Here is a 19,800-nt window from a genome sequence, read left to right as displayed (position 1 = left end):
AAATCTTCTTCTTACTAACCATGTTAAAATGAAAGCGTTTTATAGTAAACGGACAAAATGGACAATCTGTCTAAAGACACCGCTCTCATTTATAGATAGGATTTTCATATTAATAACATTCTAGGGATGATTCAGATGACCTCTTCTATAATTTCTAAAAAGATAATCGCGAACTCATTGAAGTATTTAATGGAAACAGAGTCGTTTCATAAAATATCAGTGAGCGATATTATGTTACACTGTCAAATGCGTAGGCAAACTTTTTATTATCATTTTAAAGATAAATTTGAACTATTAAGCTGGATTTATAGAGAAGAAACGAAGGAAAACATTATCGACTTTCTCGATTATGAAACGTGGGAAAACATTTTCGATTTATTATTTGATTACTTTTATGAAAATCAAAAATTTTACCGAAATGCTTTTAAAGTCATTGAGCAAAACTCGTTTAATCACTATTTATTTGAGCATACGAAAAACTTATATATGAAGATTATCGATGAACTATCTGTGAGCTGTGGATTCAGCCTTTCTGATGAGACAAAAAATACGATTGCCTCCTTTTATAGTCACGGCTTCGTTGGAACGATAAAAGATTGGATTGAAAGTAAGTGCGAAGTAGATCCTTCCATTATGTCTTCTCTTATGAAAAATATGATAAACAATCAATTACTACTATTACTGGAGCAATCAGCAAAGTAATTAAAGGGTGGCAAAAGCAATGAAAAAGATTATGAATGATGTACAAAATATCGTTCAAGATATGCTGCACGGCTTTTATTTTGAACATAACGACAAAGTAAATTACGATGAAACGAATAACATCATTTATGTAAAAGATATCGAAAAAATGAAGCAAGACGTCGCTATTATAAGTGGCGGTGGTAGCGGACATGAACCTGCTGATATTGGCTATGTAGGAAAAGGTATGCTTACAGCGGCAGTAAACGGAAGCATCTTCACTCCGCCTACAGTGGAACAAATTGCGGCGGCAACTCGCCTTATGCCAAAAGATAAAAGTATACTATTCATTATTAAAAACTTTAAAGATGACGTTGAGAACTTTCTTGCGGCAAAGCAGATCGCTAAAGAAGAAGGAAGAAAAATTGACCACATCATCGTAAATGACGACGTTTCAATTGAAGATGATGCTTCTTTTAATAAAAGAAGACGCGGCGTCGCTGGTACTGTTTTCGTTCAAAAAATACTTGGTGCGGCCGCTCTTGAAGGCCATTCTCTAGAAGAACTAACAACACTTGGCCGCTCTATCACTAAAAACTTACACACATTAGGAGTTGCTCTTTCCCCTGTCAACGATCCAGTAAAAGGAAAAGCTTCATTCACATTAAATGACGATGAAGTGTTTTATGGCGTCGGCATTCACGGAGAAAAAGGTTACCGTAAAGAAGCACTATCCTCTTCTGAAATATTAGCGATCGAACTAATGAACAAACTAAAAAGCATTTATCGCTGGAGAAAAGGAGACAACTTCGCTATCCTCATTAACGGACTCGGCGCAACTCCATTAATGGAACAATACATTTTCGCAAACGACATTCGCCGTTTGTGTGAACTTGAAGGATTGCAAGTGACATTCGTAAAGGTTGGTACACTGTTAACTTCTTTAGATATGAAGGGTGTTTCGCTTAGTTTGCTTAAGGTAGAGGATTTGGATTGGGTGAAGTGGTTGAAGGCGGATGTTAGAGTGGGTAATTGGTAAGTAAAAATTATGATGATAAAAGCCTTTAACTATAACAAGTTAAAGGCTTTTTGCAAATTGAAATATCACTCGAGCATTCAAAAGAAATTCGTAATTGCCTCACTGAATGATGACAGGTCTTCCAAATAAAGCTGGATGATAAATTAACATCGCTCCTACAAATGAACATACTAAACAAAAAATAGCCTCGTATTTTATAACTAGAGAAGAGCTGGTATCAAGCTTTTCCCCCTCTCTTTTAAATATCATTTTTAAAGCTCTATATAATAAATACCCAATAATCGCCCCGAGGGTGTTCGTAAATAAATCATCAATATCTGTAATTCTATTATTTAACAATTGATTTAACTCAATTGCCAATGAAAAAAAGAATCCTGCACATACCGTATTTTTTATTTTTCTAAAATACGGCCAAATCATCGGTAATAAAAAACCGAACGGCATAAACAGTACGATGTTCAAAAGATACGTAGTACTACCTGCCGTATCAAATAGAGTCAAGTTGATTTGACTTACACGAATCCACGTTTCATATCTACTTATATCCCATACAGTTGCAATCTGCGTCACCTTATACACTAACGAAAGGTAGAACAGAAAAACATATACCCATAGAAAATGCCGAATAGATATGTTTCTTTTCGCTTTAAAATAAAATCCAATTTGAAATAAAATACAAAACATAATTGTAAAAAAATAAGTATACAAATAACTCATTAAAACTTCTGTATGCATGTGGAATCCCCTAACTTTACATTTTCATCTATTATTTTAGAATATAGTTTAAGAACCAGTACTTTGTTCATATGTTTAATCTTCTACTTTGTCTTCGAATATAGGGAATATATTAAAAATAAAAAAATCCCCACTTATTCATTTTCAGTCTCCTCCTTGATGTAACTTGTTTATAGGATAGAAAAAACTTTTAAAATAAAAAGTGGGGGAAATATAAAATTTTTCTTAAATTTTATGTTAGATTTTATTATTACTCTAATTACTAATCCGCTATTCGTTGTTAGGCAACAGTATGCTTAAACTTAGGTTTCACTTTATCCCTTCTCATCCCTCATACTGTAATACCCCAAATTAATAATAACCAAGAAATACCCACTCATAATTCCAGCAGCGAATGTCCACATGAATTCATGGTGTTCAATTTCATACATAATAATCGCGCCGAGTATTGCGGCTGCGAACCGATTTATCATTCCAAGCATCGGTGCTTTTTCTTTTTTTACAATGCTATCTCCGAACTTTTCAATACGCCTTCCTAAAATCCAGGCGCAGTACATACTTACTAAAAGGCCAATGCTTATCCCTACGAACTGTGCTGAAAAAGGTGTCACAAGCCATCCCAATAACATTACGCCTAGCAAACAATACATTTGTATGTTGAATGATCTTAATGCCATACGAATCATGTTATACTCCTTTATCTTTCTCATTGTAATCTCGTATCATCAATCCAATCTTCCAGGCTTCAAGCTTTCAGCTATATCTTTTTTAAAATGAGGGAATTTGATTTTGCTTACCATTAAATAAGCGAGTACGCATGTACCAAACGCCACGGAAACTGGATTCTTTAAAAAACATAAAATGAGGAGACACATTGCCGCGAATGGGATTGGCATGCCGATAAAGGTCGGGAGTTTGCTTTGCTGTGTGTTAAATCTTGCAAGCCGAAGCATGCCGCAAATACTGTAAGTGAGCGCGCATATCATCCCGATAGACTGCAAATCTTTTAACGAGGCACTATATGCCAGAATAGACGGTGCCACACCAAAAGTAACTAAATCCGCAAATGAGTCCAACTCTCCACCAATTTCCGAAACAGAATCAAGTTTCCGAGCGACCATGCCATCAAAAAAGTCAAACAGCATACCTGTAATAATAAAAACTGCTCCCAAATAAATATCGTGAACGAAAACAGCGTAAATAGCTAAAAGCCCACATACAAAATTTGCTATCGTAATCATATTTGGTATGAAACTCATAATGCACTTCTCCTCCTTTCTACTAATTGCTTCATCTACGTTCTTACTCATTACAATCAAGATCTTTCTGTTTTTCTTCCAATATGACTTTATTTATTTTCGTTAACGTATCTGTCATTTGCTCTAGGGCGTTTATATCGATTTTAGAAAAATATTTCTCAATTAATACATCATCTAACTCCGACAACCGCTCTATATACTTACTACCGTTTGGACCAAGTGTAAGAAAATACTCCCGTTTATTATTAGGGTTTACTTGTTTTGAAATCATCTTCTGTTTCTCCAATTTAGATAAAACTTGACTAACGGCACTTTTTGATATATTAAAAGTAGTCGCAATGTGATTTGCTGTCGTGTTTTCATTTAAATTAATATGAAATAGCATGCTCTCTTGCTGTCCTGTAAGACCGAATTCATCTTTTAACTCCTGGAATAGTAAAATGTAGAATTCATTATAAGCTCGGTTCATTTCATTAATTACTTCTTTATACGTTCTAGTCATAGCGTTATTCCTCCATGCTTTTATTTCGTTTTGTTTAATAGTTAAGTTCACTTAACTTAACTATATTATACCGTTATGTTCGTGTAAAGGGAAATATAACTCTACACTTTACTCACAATGATACAAAAAGAAGACACTCTTCTAAAACAAGTTAAGTCCCTTCTTCCTCACCGCTTCCTTCATCCAAATACCCGATTAATCGTTCTGAATAATCAAAAAGAAAATCAATTAAATTCCATATAGACCCATTACTGGTTAAAATGTTATAATGGAATTACCCTACATAGTTACTCATAGCCAGACTGAGGAACTAGCGTCTTATTAAGTAATGCGCATAACTAAAATAAAAAAGACACTTTACGGTGTCTTTTTTATTTATATCCCTAGGAATTATCTCTTTTATAAACAGACTCTATCAAACAGTAAAGGAGACAAACAGATGGAACATCCTGTTGCAAGAGAATTACGTTTTATACGGGTATGTCTTATCATTTTGATTATTGTCATTGCATTCTGGGATCGTGAGAAAACTGTGGAAATTACTGATCACGGTAGCGACCCTATCTTAAACACCAGCAATATGACCCAAGTTGGTGAGAATACATTTGCATACAAAGACGAATCGAATCAAATTAAAATATTTAAGTTTAATCCAGATACAAATGAAATAAAATTAATAAAAGAGTTTTATGCTAACGAATATTAATTACATGAATTAAATAATTCAAATCTGTAGAAGACACTTTAAAGTGTCTTTTCTTTATGAACTACAAAGTATGAGGACCCAAGCCATTAGCTACAATTACGACTAAGGCTTTTACTATATAAAAAATAAAACATAGTAAGAATAGAATACTCAATTAAATTATTTTTCACTTCACAAACTACATCCAAAAAGTTGGATAACTTCTTTTACTACTCATATTATTAATGAATAAAGCAATAACTACAATAACAACGGAGCCAATTAAAACTGGTGTTACTAAATAACTCCAACTATTTGCCCCTAAAATTACGATAATCGGATCGGCGCCTGCCGGAGGGTGCGTCGTTCTCGTTAACATCATAACGGCTATTGCCATCCCCACCGCTAAAGCAATTGTCCAATATTCATTCCCAAACAAATGATATATTGATAGACCAATGAAAGTTGAAATCAAATGTCCTCCAATAATATTACGCGGCTGAGATAATGGCGCATTCCAAACTCCAAACGCTAATACACAACTCGCACCAAATGGAGCCATTAATAATTCTGTAGAGGTTATGCTCGTTAAATATGTTAAGGTAAGAATTGTTAAAAATCCCCCTAGTAGTCCCGTTAAAGAGTCCTTTACATTTACTTGTAATGGGCTTCTTCCTTTCCCTTTCATTTTTGTAAAATATCGTACACTTATTGGTTGAGGATCTTTCTGCTTAGTTGCTGTTATATTATCCATCGTTCTCCTCCTTTATTTACCAACAATTATAACCCGGCATAACTAACCTGTAAATATTAATTTAAGGGGTTAGTTTTAAAATGCAAAAAAAGAATCAACTGTTATAAGTTGATTCTCTAAACTTCCTCAAATTTTCGATCCTGAAATTTTGCTACCTTTTTCCGGTTCCCACATATTTTCATAGAACACCATTTTCGTTTTCCACTCTTATCTATAAATAATAAAACACAGTCAGGATTTGAACACCTTTTAAGGGAAATAAGCTTATTTTCTGCTATTAACGTTAAAGCGTCAAATGCAATTAACGATGCGAGTACATCCTCGATTTCTCCAACTGGGATAGATACTAGCTGCTGTTCAATGATTTTATATGTAAATGGTGCCTTCTCAATTTGTTTTTCTAAATACGTAATAAAATCATTAGAAATTTCTTGCTGATCAGCAATTGCCTCAAACTGTTTTCTCAATACTTCTCTTACCTCTAATATGCTAGATGTAACTTGATCCATTCGCTTCTGAATTCCTATAAGTGTTTTTTCATTCCAAAAAGGAAGATTAACCTTTATTACATGTAGCCATTCTAATACATCTTCATCTGTTATTAATAAATCATAACGTTGTCCACGCCTAACTAACTCTGTATTTACTAAATCTAATGAGAGATTTCCCGATATAAGCGGGAATTGTTTTGTTTCCTGCATGTACTCATCACCTTCTCTTTAAATAATCATATTCCAAATTAATACAGAAGTACAACTTTTTTATAAACTACAAAGTATGAAGATTAAGGCCTTTAGCCATAATTACGACTAAAGGCTTTTTGTATGTAAGTAAATGAAAAAGGAGCTAATTTTATGGAACATAATAAAAATGGAGTGCTTGCTTTAATTGTTTTATTTGTAGGACTAGCATTTTTTGTTATCGGTATGGTTTATCATTTATGGGGAACGGTTTAAAAATAAATAATAATTCATTTAAGAAAAAGTACTCGTATGAGTACTTTTTTTAATGTCATATAAAAACATTCTAAACTTACTTACATGCATACAATTATCAAAGATAGTTATATAATTGAGAAGGTTTTAAATTATCAATCTATATTTATGTTGATTAGGAAAGGAGCTAAAAATGTTAGAAATCATTTTTGTTGCTGCATTACTTTTATCTAGTATCATTCCCATCTTTATCAAACGGGGTTTGACGAAAAAAAATGGAGTCATTTTACTAATAAATTATACATTATTACTTGCCACTATCATTGTAATTGGTGCAAACTGGCGCATGATTCCCGCCTATTTCTTATTGTTCGTTTTAACATTACAAGTTTTTTTGAAACCAAAAACTACAGCCGTTTCTAAAAAGTTAGTGATGAAAGTTTTAAAAGGTTTAGGAATTATCGTAACTGCTATCGTAATGTTTACATTACCTTTACTTTTTCCGATCATAACACTCCCAGAGCCTACTGGAAAATATACAGTAGGCACGAAAGCTTTTCATTTAATTGATACAAATCGAAAAGAAACAACTGTACCAAATAATCATGGAAATCGTGAGTTAATGATACAAGTATACTATCCTGCCGCAAAAGGATCAGGGAATCCTTCTGCCTATTTTGAGAACATAAACGAACTGGGTGAACAATTGGCAGTAACAAACGGTGCTCCGTATATCGTAACGACACATTTAGGGCTGACAAAAACACATTCTTATCAAAATGCTAAGCCACTTCAAGCTAAAGAAAAATTCCCCCTCCTTTTATTCGGCCATGGGATGGGATTATATAGTCAACAAAATACATTCCAGTTAGAGGAATTAGCTAGTCAAGGCTATGTAGTAATCGCTCTTAATTTCACAGGATATGCAGCAACAACGATTTTCCCTAACGGAAACCGTGTAGACTCTATACCAATTGAAAATACACCTACGGCCTTAAATACCATAGTTCAAAAATGGGAACAGGATACTACTTTTGTTTTAAACGAAGTAATAAAAGGTAATTTCGATAAAAGTTTTAAAACGATTGCAGACTTAATTAACTATGACAAAATTGGAATGTTCGGTCACTCTTTTGGCGGAGCAACCTCCGCACAGATGCTAGTAAAGGATACGCGTATTAAAGCTGCAATTGATATGGATGGCGGATTGTTTGGCGACCCAATGCCTAAAGACGGTCCTCAGAAACCATTCATGTTGATGAATGCTGAGGCGACGATTCATTATATGAAAGAAGCGGAGAATCAAAAGACAACCGGAATCCAAAATGAATTATTGGAAATATCCTATTTAAGAAATAAAACGATTGAAAAACCGGGCGTGTACACAGTGGTAATTCCAAAAACAAACCATACCAGTTTTACAGATTTAGCAGCATTTTCACCTATTATTAATGAACCAGACGAAGATGTAGCCACAAATTATACACTCATTAATAAACTAGTAACTAGCTTCTTTGATCAAAATTTAAAAGGGATAAACGAAAATCATTTAGAAGAAATTCAGAAGCAATATCCTGAACTTCAGCTCATGAAACACTAATAATCATTCATTTCCCTAGTCATGTAACCCCTCACTACGCTTGAGGGGTTTCTACTTTAACACAATTATAAAAAAGGCCTCATTACTGGGGCTCTCAAAAAATAATACGAATAAATGAATTAAAACAAATAATAGATAACTAAAATAGGAGTCGACAATCGTTATTTTCTTCTTATTTCTAAAGCAATATGGATATATCTTCTTAACTTCATTTGGATTGTACAAGCAAAAGAAGACATCTTAATTGATGTCTTCTTTTTTTATAGTTTTATGAATTTTTTTGAGCAGCTGCTCTCCAATCACGAAAAGATGTTGGGCGTCCAGAAAAAGCTCTTTGCTTTGTAACAGATGGTTTTTCTTCAGGAGTCATTGTTTTTTCTTTAAGAGTCGCTGGTTTTTCTTTAAGCGTCACTGACTTTTCTTCAAGAATAGTCACAGCTGTTTGCATTTTCTCTAACTGTTCTTTCAACAATTGTTGTTCAATCTTTAAATCCGTAAGTAAACGTAAAATCATCTCAGAATTAGCCATAAGATCCTCCTTCCCCCAATACACAGAATAAAATACAATATGTAGAAGACAAAATTCCGGTGACAAAAATAAGATCGTCAACTCTTTTTAACTTCCAAAATCCTTTTATTTTTTTAAGGACCTGCTCCATTCACCCTTAAAAACATAAATTAAATTAAATCCATTAATAAATGGGCTTTATGGAAGGAGGAGTTAATATGGGCTATGGAGGTAGTTGTGGTGGAGGCTGTGGTTTCGGCGGCGGATTTGCCTTACTTGTTGTGCTCTTCATCTTATTAATCATTGTTGGCGCTAGCTGTTGGGGCGGCGGATTCGGCTGCTAAGGAGAGGCACTCTTGAGAGTGTCTTTTTTTGATATGTGGCTCGTATACATATTGTTCAAATCTATATATTTTTTAAAAATATATATTTAAAGCATATTTCTCAATGAATAAAACAATTTAACATGGTAAAATAATAGTTGGATGGGAGTCCAATATATTATTAAAATTAAGATGGTTCAAGTCGAAGGAAGGCACCTTAGGGTGTCTTTTCTTTATGACTTCTATCATCAACAAAGGGTGATACAAACTATTACATATGTTTGTACCACCCTTTATTGATGCGTTTAGACTTCTCCCTTAGTGTACCCATATTATTAGAACATCCTGTAATCTGTAGACAAAATGTAGCTAATAAAAACAATATTAATAATTTCTTCAATAAATCCTCCTACATGCATAAAACACGATATGTTACAAAACAAACATAACATCAACCCTTTATAAAAACAATATAATCCTCGGTCCTTAAGCTATCTCTTAACATAGGAGTACCGCTACATATTCATCAAGCTAAGATTTTAAAATATCCTTTACTTAAGGAATTTGTAAGTATCAAGTAAGAAAAACGAGAGCTTTGTTTCGTATAATCAAAATATAAAGTGAAGGAAGAAAGATTATTTCTGGGATTAATATGCATGTGACAAGAGAAGAAAGCTACGTTTTTTTAGAATAATAATATGAGTATGTCCAAGTTTTGGAGATTGCTTGCAAATATTTTGAAGTTTTCGCACCAGAATTCTAATTACCATACCTGTTTTGTACCATCACGTATTGGAGGTTAAAACATGAATAAAAAAAAGAAAATACAAAGATCAGTACTTACCTTTCCCCTACTCTTTTCTTTAGGCGTTTCATCTTTCCCGCTTACAACAACTATTCACGCAGATACACGCGAAGAACAATCTGCTGAAAAGAAACTAGTCTCTTTAACGGAGCGTACATCATTATTTTTTGAATATCTCCAGCAAGGTAAGTATGCAGAGGCACTACAGTTGACGTCAACTGCTTTTCAATCCAAGTTTACAGCAACCACATTACAAAACTGGTGGACACAAAGTGGCTGGAGCGGGATAAAAAGCATGGGAACCCCCGTGATAAAAGAACGAAACTTGGTCCATCAGACGGTAGAAATTCCAGCAGCTACCGAAGGAACTACCATACCGCTACTCCTTAAATTCACACCTGGCGGGAAAGTAGATGAAATTGGAGAAAGGCCACCCGAAGAATCTTATACCATCCCACATCCTAGCTATGATCAACCTGACTCCTATCAAGAACGTGAAATCGTCATTGGAAATTCTACCTATCCGTTACCAGCGACATTAACAGTTCCGAAGCATCAGCGTGGTGAAAAGGTACCCGTCGTTGTTCTTGTGCATGGTGCTGGCATCCATGATCGCGATGCTACCTATTTGGGAACAAAAATCTTACGAGACCTTGCGGTGGGCCTTTCATCCAACGGAATTGCAGTGTTGCGCTATGAAAAACGTACCTTAGAACATGCATTAAAGATGAGTGCAGAACCCGTTACGTTAGACCGTGATACTACAGATGATGCTATATATGCAGCAAAATCCGCAGCGCAGCAGGAAGGCATTGATCCAAATAATATTTTCATTCTCGGACATAGCCAAGGAGCTGGCACAATGCCGCGTATACTGAGCAAAGCGCCTTCTTCACTTGTTCGAGGAAGTATCTTACTCGCACCACCTGCACACCCTTTGACTGACATTGCCATTGATCAGTATCAATACCTTGGGAAACCACAGGAAGAAATCGATGAACTAAAAAGACAGGCTGCTTTTATTCAGGATCCTACTTTCAATCCTGATCATCCTCCAGCTGGCTACAATTTTGGGTCACCTCATTTTATGTATGATGTTTCTAGGTGGCGTCCAGTTGAAGAGGCAAAATCACGAAAAGAGCCTTTACTCATTCTGCAAGGAGCACGCGATTATCAAGTAACAGTAAAAAATGAATATACAAAATGGCAAGAAGGGCTTGCAAACCGCAGGAATGTTCAGTTCAAAAAATACCCGAAATTGAATCATTTCTTCACGGAGGGTGACGGGGAATTAAGCCTCCCTAGTGAATATGAAATCCCTGCTAATGTTCCCGAGTACGTCATCCAGGACATTATTACATGGGTTAACGAGACAAAAAAATAAGAAAACATCAAAAGCCTTCATGCAATCATTATTGCGTGAAGGCTTTTTGAAACTAGTGATTTAGACATATCTATTATAATTATATTTTTCTACGCACTACATAAAAAGCTAAGGACCCCATCATAACAGGTGCTACGAAATAAAAGAAATGTGAAAAAGAAAAAGTAAAAAGAAAAAGAAATGGTATAAGTGTATAGATAACTGCTAGTCCTATAAATAAAGGAATTCCAAATTGAAACTCTCGACATCGTTTAATTTTCCTATATAAAACTTCCCCAATTAGACAAGCTATAAGAGCTGGTATACTACCATAAGTGACGATAGTTTTTATGAACCCCTGTAAAACGTCTGGGTGAATAAAGCTAGGATTAAAAATATATGAAATTAAGAACCATCCAAAAATAAAAGCAAATAGACTTGCAGCATAACTAACTACAAATTTTATCAAAGTAAGCAACGTAATCATCCTCACAATTCCCTAATATTACCTTCATTTTATCATTTTCTCTTAAAAAGATTCCAAAAGGGTATACTTGCCCTTCAGTTGTCTTTTTTAACGCTTGTTCAAGACGTATTTTTTGATGTTATTTTGTATAAAAAACTTTTGGGAGCAACCTGTTCTGTTAGGTTGATAGCGATGGGGTGCCGCCAGCATTTCGAAAAAAATCACGCTAAACAAAAAACTATAACAAACTTTCCATATGGGCAACTAAATTATATAAAAAAAGACACTCTAAGGTGCCTTTCTCCGACTCGATAACCACTTTAATTTTACTAATGTGTATTGGACTTTCCATCCTCATCAATGAATAGAAAGTAGAGATGCTTCAATTATGTACCGATCTGGAGCGTCTCCTATATAGTCAAAAGGATAACAAGTTGTTAATGTTAATGTCGGCTCACTTTTTTCTACAATAACTGTTCGATCTTCTGAATCTGTTATCCAATGCTTGTTAATTTCATATGTATATGTTTTATTTTCATATTCCACGATAAGTTGGTCATTTTCCTTTAATTGACCAAGCTCGGTAAAAACAGTATCTCTATGTCCACTTAAAACTGTATGACCATTTCCAGATGGTGTAGTAGTTAAGTCACTAACAAACATACCTACACCCTTTTTTAGTACTTTATCATCAGCTCCCCAATATATAGAGTATTTCTTTTGTATTTTAGGGATAATTAAATATGCTACTTTATCTCCTAACTGATGGTTTACCTTTGAAGCAGGAATTTGTACAGGTTCTTCTTGTAATGAAGTGTCAGTCTTTATCTCTGTCTCTGTTTGATTGATGTTTTGCGTTTCATTTTCTTTAGAAGGTGTGGAGATCTCATATTGTTTAGCCTCGCTAGTTGTTAACGACTCTGCTGATTGTCTAGCACTATACCATTCCAGAAAATAATAGGAAAAGATAGTAAGTCCAATAACAGTTAAACATAAGCCTATCCATTGTTTTTTATTCACTTTTATCACTCCATTTGAAAACGACAGGATTTCTCCTGCCGTTTTAAGGAACTATTTTATGCGTTTGTCTTTTTACGACGGAACATTAATACAGATCCAGCTAATGCTAATCCTAAGCTTGCTAGCATCATTGTAACACCGTTTGATGCTGTATTAGGTAATTTTTCACCTTGTTTTTTTGTTTCTTTTTTCACAACTGTATTAGTATTTTTCTTTGTTTCTTTTGCAGTTGTTTGAGGCTTGGTTTGTTCTTGTTTATTATTTGTTGTTTGGTTGTTTTGTTTTGAATTCTCTTGCTTAGTGTTTTCTTGTTTAACAGGTTCTTGTTTAGTGTTTTCCTGTTTAGTATTTTCTTGTTTAGGTTGTTCTTGAGGTTTAGTAGTTTCTTTATTTTCTGTTGTAGTATTTGTGCTCTTTGGATATTTATAATCTTCACATGGAATGCCGTCTTTATCATTATCTAAACGGTGCGGATCATTTCCAACACCATATCCATTTTGATCCCAGAATGCTTGAGCATCTTGTTGACTTTTAAAATGGCCACAGTTTTTTGTATCATTAGGACTCTTAGCTGCAAATGCAGAAGAACTGTACCCCACTGTTAATAGTGTTACCGCTGTTGCTGAAGCTAATAATTTTTTCATAAATTTCTTTATCCCCCTAAATGGTATGTATTTACATTGAAATATTTTACATTTAAAAAATTAAAAATACAATAATAATTTGTAGATAAATGTAAGATTTCTAGATAATAATACCAAACTATTAATTCATATATTGTCATATTATGTCGAAAGAAAATAAAAAAGAGCCAAGGCCCTCTTTAATAACTACTAATAACCATAATCACTATTCTCACAGTAATATGAATTTGGTTTATCACAAAAAATATATGTTGTTTGTTGGATAAATAATGGCCTTGATGAGGCGTTAACTGAAGTGGCATTTAACATCCTCAAATAAGAAAGTCCTTGTATCTCCCTGGTGTTAATCTAATTGTTTGTGGAGTTGTGGATTTAAATGTTCTACTAGTCAATGTGACGAACGCAGCAAATACAAAGCTAAAACTAAAACAAATAAGAGTCTTAGTGTGGTTAGTTGTAAAATTTTCAAATAGAGTAATTGTAGAGTTAGGTGGAATTTCAAGACTTGTAAGGTTAGTTTCTAATCCGAAAATTGTAAAGGTCCCTATAAAACTGTTGGTAGAGTTTGAAGAGTTACATAATTATCGTTATTGGAATCAAAATAAACTTACACATCCAAGCTGTTGATGATAGCTACTATTTGATGATCTGTCCATTTGCCATTAATCCTTATATTTTCTTTCGCTATACCTTCTTTTTTAAATCCCATTTTTTCTAATACACGAATAGATGCTAAATTAGCAAGCATCGCTCCTGCTTCAATTCTATGTAGCTCTAATTCCCTAAAAGCAAAATCTACAACAAGTTGAAGAGCCTCTGTTGTATAGCCCTTTGTATTATGCTCCTTATCCAAAGTAAAACCCGTATAACAGCTTTGGAGGTCTCCCCTAACAATTTGAGTTAATGAAATGTCTCCAATCAGTTTATCATTTTCTCTTAAAAAGATTCCAAAAGGGTATACTTGCCCTTCAGCTGTCTTTTTTAGAGCTTGTTCAAGACGTATTTTTTGATGTTCTTCTGTATAAAAAACTTCTGGGAGCAACGGGCAAACTCGTTGAAAAAATTCGCGATTTCTAATATGTAAGTTAGCTAACTCGTTAGCATCAGCAGTTTTATAAAGCCGAATATAAATGTGCTTCCCTACTAGTTTCATAACATCCCTCCAACATTTTTATATGTCTAATGAGGAAAAAGTATACCGTATACTATATACAGTTGGATAATATCAGGAAGCATTTTGCACGAAAGAAAAGACACTCTATATGAGTGTCTTTTCCAATAGTTTTTAGCAGAAGCAAGAAGCTCCAACGATGATTAATAAAATGAATAACACGACTAATAAAGCAAAGCCTCCCGAGAAGCCACAACCGCCACAACTACCACCATAACCCATAATAGTTCCTCCTTTAGATAAGAGGGGAAAACTAAGGTTCACTCATGTATTTTAATGGATTCGTTTCATCTTATGTTTTTCCGCATTGATTGAGCAGGTCCTTTCGAAAACTATTCACATATTAACTATATTTTTAAAAATGAATAATTTAACTATATCAATAAATAGATTAATTAATATAATGTATTAATTCTAAAAGAAGGGAGGAATAGCCATGCAAGTAGTTTGTTTTAAAATAGTAAGTGGTCAGTATTTCTTATTTGTAGAAGGTATTCAAATTCCTGTACCAATTCCAGCAGTTGCTGCAGCTTTATTAATTGGTTTAGGAGTAATTCCACTTTGTTCTTAATGTAAGGAATTCGGATCATTCCTATCTTTCCATTGGAAAAGCCTCAAGTATATGAATACTTGAGGCTTTTCTTATAATTGAGAAAGACACTTTAACGTGGCTGAAGATCTCCTGATTTAACTAATGCGGCCGTTACATCATCACCGAAAGTATTGAAACAGAATACTTTCTCGTCTATCTTATCCATTACTGTAGCTTCACCTATCTTGCCACCTTGAAGTTTAATAAAATAGTTATGTTCTTCTAAAATTTCACTAAAATCTCTATTTGCCCATCTTTCAGTAATTGCTAATAGCTCTTCTTTATTCTTGAAATTGTTTCCGTTTAGAATGTTTCTTACTTTCTCTGCATTCTTTTTGGACATAGGAATCGCTCCCTTTCCTTCACACGCTTTTACTTTTTGATGAGTCATACTATGCATAGCTGAAATAACTTCTTCTTCAGTAGAAGTTACTGTAATGTGAAGTTGTGCATTTGAGCCTTTCACTTCTGCTTCATTCGATAGTGTGTCTTCTTTATTAACCTCTGCAAAAACATGGTCCTCACTCCCAAGCGGGACTTCAGCAAACTGTAACATTCCAGTTGCAAGTACTACTCCCCCTATAATAGATGCTAGCCAATACTTTAGCTTCTTGTCCATCTTCATTTCCCCTGTCTTCGTTTACATACATTAACTAAAGAATACCATATTTAATTCCTTTTTATTGAAGAGGCTCTAATTTTTACTATAAAAAACGTATAAATCTTTTAATTAAAATATAATAAATTTATAATCATTGCTATACCTATTCTCATAACAGGATCTATATACGATGTCACTAAATCATCTGGTGAACTATTAGTTATTAGTACGGCTTTGCATCCTTATTCTCAAAAAGGATAATTATTGTACATACCAATTCTTATGTATGAAGACACCCAAAACAAGTGTTACGAAAAAAATATAAAAAAGACATCTTTTCTAGGGAAAGATGTCTTTTTTATATAAACCTTAATGTTCGTTCTGTAAAACTCTCGCTTCCTTTACTCCTTCTTTCTCTTCTTTTAAGAATAACGATACGATAAATGCAACAATGATAAAGACTAACCCAAGTGCAAATGCACCCTGGAATCCTGAAGTTAAACCGTTTAACTTCTCTAACGGATCCAGTGGATTTGCGGAGCTTTCCATATACTTAGTTGTTCCTGAAGACATTTTCGAAATAAAGATAGCTGTACCAATTGCACCAGCTACTTGTTGCAACGTACTAAATAGTGCTGTTCCGTGCGGATATAAATCTGGTGTTAATTGATTTAAACCGTATGTTTGTGCTGTCATGACAAACATGAGTCCAACCATTAATACGCTATGCATGATAATAATTTGTACCATTGATGTATCAGGAGTAATGCCTTTAAATAAGAACATTGCAATTCCTACTAAGACAATGCCGGGAACGATAATAACTTTCGGACTAAATTTATCAAATAGTTTACCTGCGATTGGTCCCATTATGGCGCTAATAACACTTCCCGGAAGCATGATAATTCCTGATTTAAAAGCTGTAACGAGTAAAACGGTTTGCAGGAACATCGGTAATAAAGTCATCGTTGAAAATAACGACATCATCACAATGACAATTAATCCAACTGATAATGTAAACATCGGAACTTTAAATGCTCGTAATTCTAAAATTGGATTCTCAATTTTCAATTGTCGAACGGCAAAAATACATAATGAGATAAGCCCAACAATTAAAGTGCCATACACTTTTGCATCGGACCATCCTAAATCACCCGATGCACTAAAGCTATACACAAGCCCGCCAAATCCTAATGTCGATAAAAGGATAGATGGGTAATCTACTTTTGGCCTTGTTAACTCTGAAACATTTTGAATGTACTTCATCCCAATCATAATGGAAATGATCACGATAGGAATAACAATATAGAATAACCAGCGCCAATTTAATGAATCCACAATTACTCCAGATAATGTAGGGCCAATTGCCGGAGCTGCCATCATCACGAGTGCGATTAATCCCATTGTCGCACCACGTTTTTCAGGTGGACAAATGATTAAAATCGTATTCATTAATAACGGTGTAATTAACCCCGTCGCTACAGCTTGGACGATACGGCCAATTAATAAAACGGAAAATGTCGGTGCGAATCCCGCAATTAATGTACCGACTAAAAACGTTACCATAGCGATCAAAAACATTTGTCTCGTTGTGAGCCATTGCTGAAGTAATGCTGTAATTGGAACTAAAACCCCAACTACTAACATGTAAGCTGTAGAAAGCCATTGAATCGTTGAAGCGGTTACGTCAAATTCTTTCATTAATACCGTTAACGCATTACCAAGTAATGTTTCATTTAATAATGCAACCATTGCACCTAAAAGTAATGCAATTAAAATGGGGGTATGTTTCAAATTAGAAGTATCAACTTTGCCACTTGCTGGGCTCTTAGTTGTCATATTCATTTACAGATTCTCCTCCTGTTTCTTACTTAAAAAACTTTAAATACACCGGAACACATGTAATATAATATACATATGTAGATTAAAAAGGGAGAATCAATTTTCAGCCACTGTATATTTAATCTACAAAAAAGGAGAATTGTAGATGAACGATAATGAAAAACAACTTGATTTACGTATTAGACGTACACATAAATTACTGTGGGATTCCTTATTTGAATTAATGACGCAATCAAAACAGAAATATAGTACGATCACGATTAACCAAATATGTGACCGTGCAATGGTACACCGAACAACCTTTTATAAACACTTTGAAGATAAAGATGCTTTATTAACATTTGGATTTAAACGATACGGCAAGATGATTGCTGAAATACCGGTTTCAGATCGATTAAGTAAACCATTTCAAGTAATGGAACAATTTCTACACCATGAAGAAATCGGTAAAATATTAGAGACGCAAATGTCTGATGAACAATTTATTAACCGAACACAATATTTAAGTCACGAAACGAGAAAACAAGAAATAGAAGCGTTAAATCAACTGCACAAAAATCATACGATGCCCAATGATTTAATCATTGAATTTTATTCAGGGGCAATCACCTCATTAAGCGCATGGTGGTTTAAAAGTGAAAGAAAAGTTTCTGCTGCTGAAATGGATAGGTATCTCCATCAACTTATTAATCGGGATATTTTTCAGTTTGAAAAGGAATAAGACTACACCTTTTCAATCATGCAATCAAATTGACCACAAAATAGGAATATGATATATTTTCCGTAGAATACTATATAAGTATGACATCAAATAAAATGGCATATAATAAAAAGAAGAGATGCGCTAACATCTCTTCCTTAACTGCTACCGTATAGGGTGGTGGTTATTATACGTTATTATTTTTTACGAAACCCACCCTTTTGCTTCCTACGGCGCGGAGTGGGTTTTTTGTTGTCCTTACCCAGAAGTTGCTTCCGCAAAAAATACGCTGAAACTTCACGTACAGTCGCTTTTACAAATTCTTTTACAAGGTCAAACAAAAACTCCATATTATCACCCCCTTTCCTTCCAAATGGAAAGAAGGGATAACCACCCACCCTCACAATATGCAGTTGACTTTATTTTATCAAATGATTGTAAAGATATTATGTAAATAAAACAAATGAAATTTCATATGGAAAAATATGAGTTTATATTTTTTTTCATTCTCTTCACTTAGATTTTCTTTTTAGATGCTATCTTCAAACAAGGTAGCATCTAAAAAATGTTAAAAGGAATCTCTCCTTAGTATCTTCTTATACTCGATGTAGTTTGCATACTTGACCTTTTCTACGTTCTTTAATTACTTACTGAATATAGTCATACAGATTTTTCGCTAACAATAAACAAGTTACTGTAATGAAAAGAGCACGAACATACCCGCTTCCTTTTTTTATAGCAAATTTGGAGCCAACAATCCCTCCAGCAATTTGAGCAATCCCCATTATAAAACCATACGCATAGTTTACTTGCCCTACATACATAAACATCAACAATGCACCAACATTACTTCCTAAATTAAGAAGCTTCGCATTACCTGCTGCTTTTAAAAAATCATACCCAATAAATAAAAGAGAAAACATTAAAAACGAACCTGTTCCAGGACCTAGAAATCCATCATAAAAACCAATAGCAAAAACAAAGAAAGTAAAAATAATGACGTGTCGACCCGACAATTTTTTATGAGTGGAAATACTTCCCCAATCCTTCTTGAATATCGTATAAATAGCGACCGCACCAAGCATAATCAACATCAATGGCTTCAGTACTTCTGGATTCATTAAATGAACGGTCCATGCCCCTATTATGGAACCTATGAAAGTAAGCGGAACTAATTTAAACGCCGATTTCAAATTAAGATTACCAGAACGATAAAACACAATATTACTAGTTGCACTCCCCATTGTTGATGCTAATTTATTCGTGGCTACTGCACTTGCTGGATTCAATCCTGTAAATAACAAAGCTGGTAAAGCAATGAGTCCGCCACCACCTACAACTGAATCAATAAATGCAGCTACAAATCCAAAAACAATCAAAATAATTAATATAGATGGGTCTAAATACAAATCCATACTAGTAGCCTCCCCTTTAGTCACTATTGTAATAGTAACTACCAATTTGCTAAATGTAAAGAGTTATTGTAACGTTGAAATATAAAGTGAAACTTCAATCAGTGGGGGTTTTGTTCATCCCCCACTGATTATTAGCCTTCACCAATCGGGCTTTTACGGG

26 protein-coding genes and 1 pseudogene are annotated in these 19,800 nt (G+C 34.2%); 9 read left to right on the top strand and 18 right to left on the bottom strand.

From position 1 onward, the window contains the following. Positions 1-135: 135 nt before the first annotated feature. Complete coding sequence (gene dhaS, locus BC_RS04920; protein ID WP_000204220.1) at positions 136-702, top strand: dihydroxyacetone kinase transcriptional activator DhaS; 567 nt, start codon at positions 136-138, stop codon at positions 700-702. A gap of 19 nt (positions 703-721) precedes the next feature. Beyond that, the gene (gene dhaQ, locus BC_RS04915; RefSeq protein WP_000723364.1) at positions 722-1,720 is read left to right on the top strand and encodes a DhaKLM operon coactivator DhaQ; all 999 of its coding nucleotides are present in this window, start codon (positions 722-724) and stop codon (positions 1,718-1,720) included. Between the two features lie 99 nt (positions 1,721-1,819). On the opposite strand, the gene BC_RS04910 is transcribed toward dhaQ, so the two are convergent. From BC_RS04910 to BC_RS04895, 4 genes are all read right to left on the bottom strand, one after another. After that, complete coding sequence (locus BC_RS04910) at positions 1,820-2,455, bottom strand: VanZ family protein (protein WP_000556719.1); 636 nt, start codon at positions 2,453-2,455, stop codon at positions 1,820-1,822. A gap of 314 nt (positions 2,456-2,769) precedes the next feature. After that, positions 2,770-3,141 carry an ATP synthase subunit I gene (locus BC_RS04905; RefSeq protein WP_000620610.1) on the bottom strand — a complete coding sequence of 124 codons (372 nt, stop codon included), beginning with the start codon at positions 3,139-3,141 and terminating at the stop codon, positions 2,770-2,772. A gap of 39 nt (positions 3,142-3,180) precedes the next feature. After that, complete coding sequence (gene pssA, locus BC_RS04900) at positions 3,181-3,714, bottom strand: CDP-diacylglycerol--serine O-phosphatidyltransferase (RefSeq protein WP_000008333.1); 534 nt, start codon at positions 3,712-3,714, stop codon at positions 3,181-3,183. A gap of 43 nt (positions 3,715-3,757) precedes the next feature. Further along, a complete protein-coding gene (locus BC_RS04895) occupies positions 3,758-4,216 on the bottom strand; it encodes a MarR family winged helix-turn-helix transcriptional regulator (RefSeq protein ID WP_000198939.1) in 459 nt (152 codons plus the stop codon). 439 nt (positions 4,217-4,655) lie between these two features. Here BC_RS04895 and BC_RS04890 point away from each other — a divergent pair, with 439 nt between their 5' ends. Continuing rightward, positions 4,656-4,922, top strand: coding sequence for a YmzC family protein (locus BC_RS04890; RefSeq protein WP_000400965.1), 267 nt, complete (start codon positions 4,656-4,658; stop codon positions 4,920-4,922). A gap of 178 nt (positions 4,923-5,100) precedes the next feature. Here BC_RS04890 and BC_RS04885 read toward each other — a convergent pair whose 3' ends face one another. Both BC_RS04885 and BC_RS04880 read right to left on the bottom strand, forming a co-directional pair. Next, positions 5,101-5,655 carry an HPP family protein gene (locus tag BC_RS04885; RefSeq protein WP_000368844.1) on the bottom strand — a complete coding sequence of 185 codons (555 nt, stop codon included), beginning with the start codon at positions 5,653-5,655 and terminating at the stop codon, positions 5,101-5,103. Positions 5,656-5,771: 116 nt separating this feature from the next. Beyond that, positions 5,772-6,356, bottom strand: coding sequence for a CGNR zinc finger domain-containing protein (locus tag BC_RS04880; RefSeq protein ID WP_001158435.1), 585 nt, complete (start codon positions 6,354-6,356; stop codon positions 5,772-5,774). A gap of 427 nt (positions 6,357-6,783) precedes the next feature. Here BC_RS04880 and BC_RS04875 point away from each other — a divergent pair, with 427 nt between their 5' ends. Continuing rightward, the gene (locus BC_RS04875) at positions 6,784-8,190 is read left to right on the top strand and encodes an alpha/beta hydrolase family protein (RefSeq protein WP_000889688.1); all 1,407 of its coding nucleotides are present in this window, start codon (positions 6,784-6,786) and stop codon (positions 8,188-8,190) included. A gap of 268 nt (positions 8,191-8,458) precedes the next feature. On the opposite strand, the gene BC_RS04870 is transcribed toward BC_RS04875, so the two are convergent. Then, entirely contained in the window at positions 8,459-8,719 is a 261-nt protein-coding gene (locus tag BC_RS04870; RefSeq protein WP_000013691.1) for a hypothetical protein, read from the bottom strand. A gap of 197 nt (positions 8,720-8,916) precedes the next feature. Here BC_RS04870 and BC_RS04865 point away from each other — a divergent pair, with 197 nt between their 5' ends. Then, a complete protein-coding gene (locus tag BC_RS04865) occupies positions 8,917-9,042 on the top strand; it encodes a YjcZ family sporulation protein (RefSeq protein ID WP_000540377.1) in 126 nt (41 codons plus the stop codon). A 250-nt stretch (positions 9,043-9,292) separates the two neighbouring features. On the opposite strand, the gene BC_RS28165 is transcribed toward BC_RS04865, so the two are convergent. Then, positions 9,293-9,421: a hypothetical protein gene (locus BC_RS28165; RefSeq protein ID WP_255289172.1), complete on the bottom strand. Its 129-nt coding sequence runs from the start codon at positions 9,419-9,421 to the stop codon at positions 9,293-9,295. Positions 9,422-9,827: 406 nt separating this feature from the next. Between BC_RS28165 and BC_RS04860 the strand changes: the two genes are divergently transcribed. Next, complete coding sequence (locus BC_RS04860; RefSeq protein ID WP_001035274.1) at positions 9,828-11,210, top strand: alpha/beta hydrolase; 1,383 nt, start codon at positions 9,828-9,830, stop codon at positions 11,208-11,210. A 79-nt stretch (positions 11,211-11,289) separates the two neighbouring features. On the opposite strand, the gene BC_RS04855 is transcribed toward BC_RS04860, so the two are convergent. The 4 genes and pseudogenes from BC_RS04855 to BC_RS04845 form a co-directional block, all read right to left on the bottom strand. After that, positions 11,290-11,676, bottom strand: a complete 387-nt coding sequence (locus BC_RS04855) for a hypothetical protein (RefSeq protein ID WP_000631591.1) — start codon at positions 11,674-11,676, stop codon at positions 11,290-11,292. 28 nt (positions 11,677-11,704) lie between these two features. Then, a pseudogene (locus tag BC_RS27865) lies at positions 11,705-11,824 on the bottom strand (GNAT family N-acetyltransferase); the annotation flags it as partial. Between the two features lie 188 nt (positions 11,825-12,012). Further along, positions 12,013-12,675 (bottom strand): class D sortase, encoded by a 663-nt coding sequence (locus BC_RS04850; protein WP_001036110.1) that lies wholly within the window; start codon positions 12,673-12,675, stop codon positions 12,013-12,015. A 56-nt stretch (positions 12,676-12,731) separates the two neighbouring features. After that, positions 12,732-13,319, bottom strand: a complete 588-nt coding sequence (locus BC_RS04845; protein WP_000734536.1) for an excalibur calcium-binding domain-containing protein — start codon at positions 13,317-13,319, stop codon at positions 12,732-12,734. A 393-nt stretch (positions 13,320-13,712) separates the two neighbouring features. Between BC_RS04845 and BC_RS04840 the strand changes: the two genes are divergently transcribed. Further along, on the top strand, positions 13,713-13,946 hold the full coding sequence (locus BC_RS04840; RefSeq protein WP_165450345.1) for a hypothetical protein: 234 nt from the start codon (positions 13,713-13,715) through the stop codon (positions 13,944-13,946). On the opposite strand, the gene BC_RS04835 is transcribed toward BC_RS04840, so the two are convergent. After that, positions 13,927-14,472, bottom strand: coding sequence for a GNAT family N-acetyltransferase (locus BC_RS04835; protein WP_000779766.1), 546 nt, complete (start codon positions 14,470-14,472; stop codon positions 13,927-13,929). The two genes, BC_RS04840 and BC_RS04835, sit on opposite strands and share 20 nt — an antisense overlap. 132 nt (positions 14,473-14,604) lie before the next feature. Continuing rightward, positions 14,605-14,712, bottom strand: a complete 108-nt coding sequence (locus tag BC_RS04830; RefSeq protein WP_000540375.1) for a YjcZ family sporulation protein — start codon at positions 14,710-14,712, stop codon at positions 14,605-14,607. A 214-nt stretch (positions 14,713-14,926) separates the two neighbouring features. On the opposite strand from BC_RS04830, the gene BC_RS28160 reads away from it, so the two are divergent. After that, positions 14,927-15,061, top strand: a complete 135-nt coding sequence (locus BC_RS28160; protein WP_001198456.1) for a hypothetical protein — start codon at positions 14,927-14,929, stop codon at positions 15,059-15,061. A 91-nt stretch (positions 15,062-15,152) separates the two neighbouring features. Here BC_RS28160 and BC_RS04825 read toward each other — a convergent pair whose 3' ends face one another. Together BC_RS04825 and BC_RS04820 are read right to left on the bottom strand one after the other, a co-directional pair. Beyond that, positions 15,153-15,701 carry a PRK06770 family protein gene (locus BC_RS04825; protein ID WP_000358635.1) on the bottom strand — a complete coding sequence of 183 codons (549 nt, stop codon included), beginning with the start codon at positions 15,699-15,701 and terminating at the stop codon, positions 15,153-15,155. 351 nt (positions 15,702-16,052) lie between these two features. Next, on the bottom strand, positions 16,053-17,528 hold the full coding sequence (locus BC_RS04820; protein ID WP_001057522.1) for an MDR family MFS transporter: 1,476 nt from the start codon (positions 17,526-17,528) through the stop codon (positions 16,053-16,055). A 142-nt stretch (positions 17,529-17,670) separates the two neighbouring features. Here BC_RS04820 and BC_RS04815 point away from each other — a divergent pair, with 142 nt between their 5' ends. Continuing rightward, positions 17,671-18,246, top strand: a complete 576-nt coding sequence (locus BC_RS04815) for a TetR/AcrR family transcriptional regulator (RefSeq protein ID WP_000999314.1) — start codon at positions 17,671-17,673, stop codon at positions 18,244-18,246. Between the two features lie 176 nt (positions 18,247-18,422). Here BC_RS04815 and BC_RS27525 read toward each other — a convergent pair whose 3' ends face one another. After that, complete coding sequence (locus BC_RS27525) at positions 18,423-18,575, bottom strand: hypothetical protein (protein ID WP_000394757.1); 153 nt, start codon at positions 18,573-18,575, stop codon at positions 18,423-18,425. 297 nt (positions 18,576-18,872) lie between these two features. Then, the gene (locus BC_RS04810) at positions 18,873-19,640 is read right to left on the bottom strand and encodes a TSUP family transporter (protein WP_000366895.1); all 768 of its coding nucleotides are present in this window, start codon (positions 19,638-19,640) and stop codon (positions 18,873-18,875) included. Positions 19,641-19,800: the final 160 nt, after the last annotated feature.

This window comes from Bacillus cereus ATCC 14579 (assembly GCF_000007825.1).
Lineage (GTDB): Bacteria > Bacillota > Bacilli > Bacillales > Bacillaceae_G > Bacillus_A > Bacillus_A cereus.
This window is presented reverse-complemented; position numbering and strand designations above follow the sequence as displayed.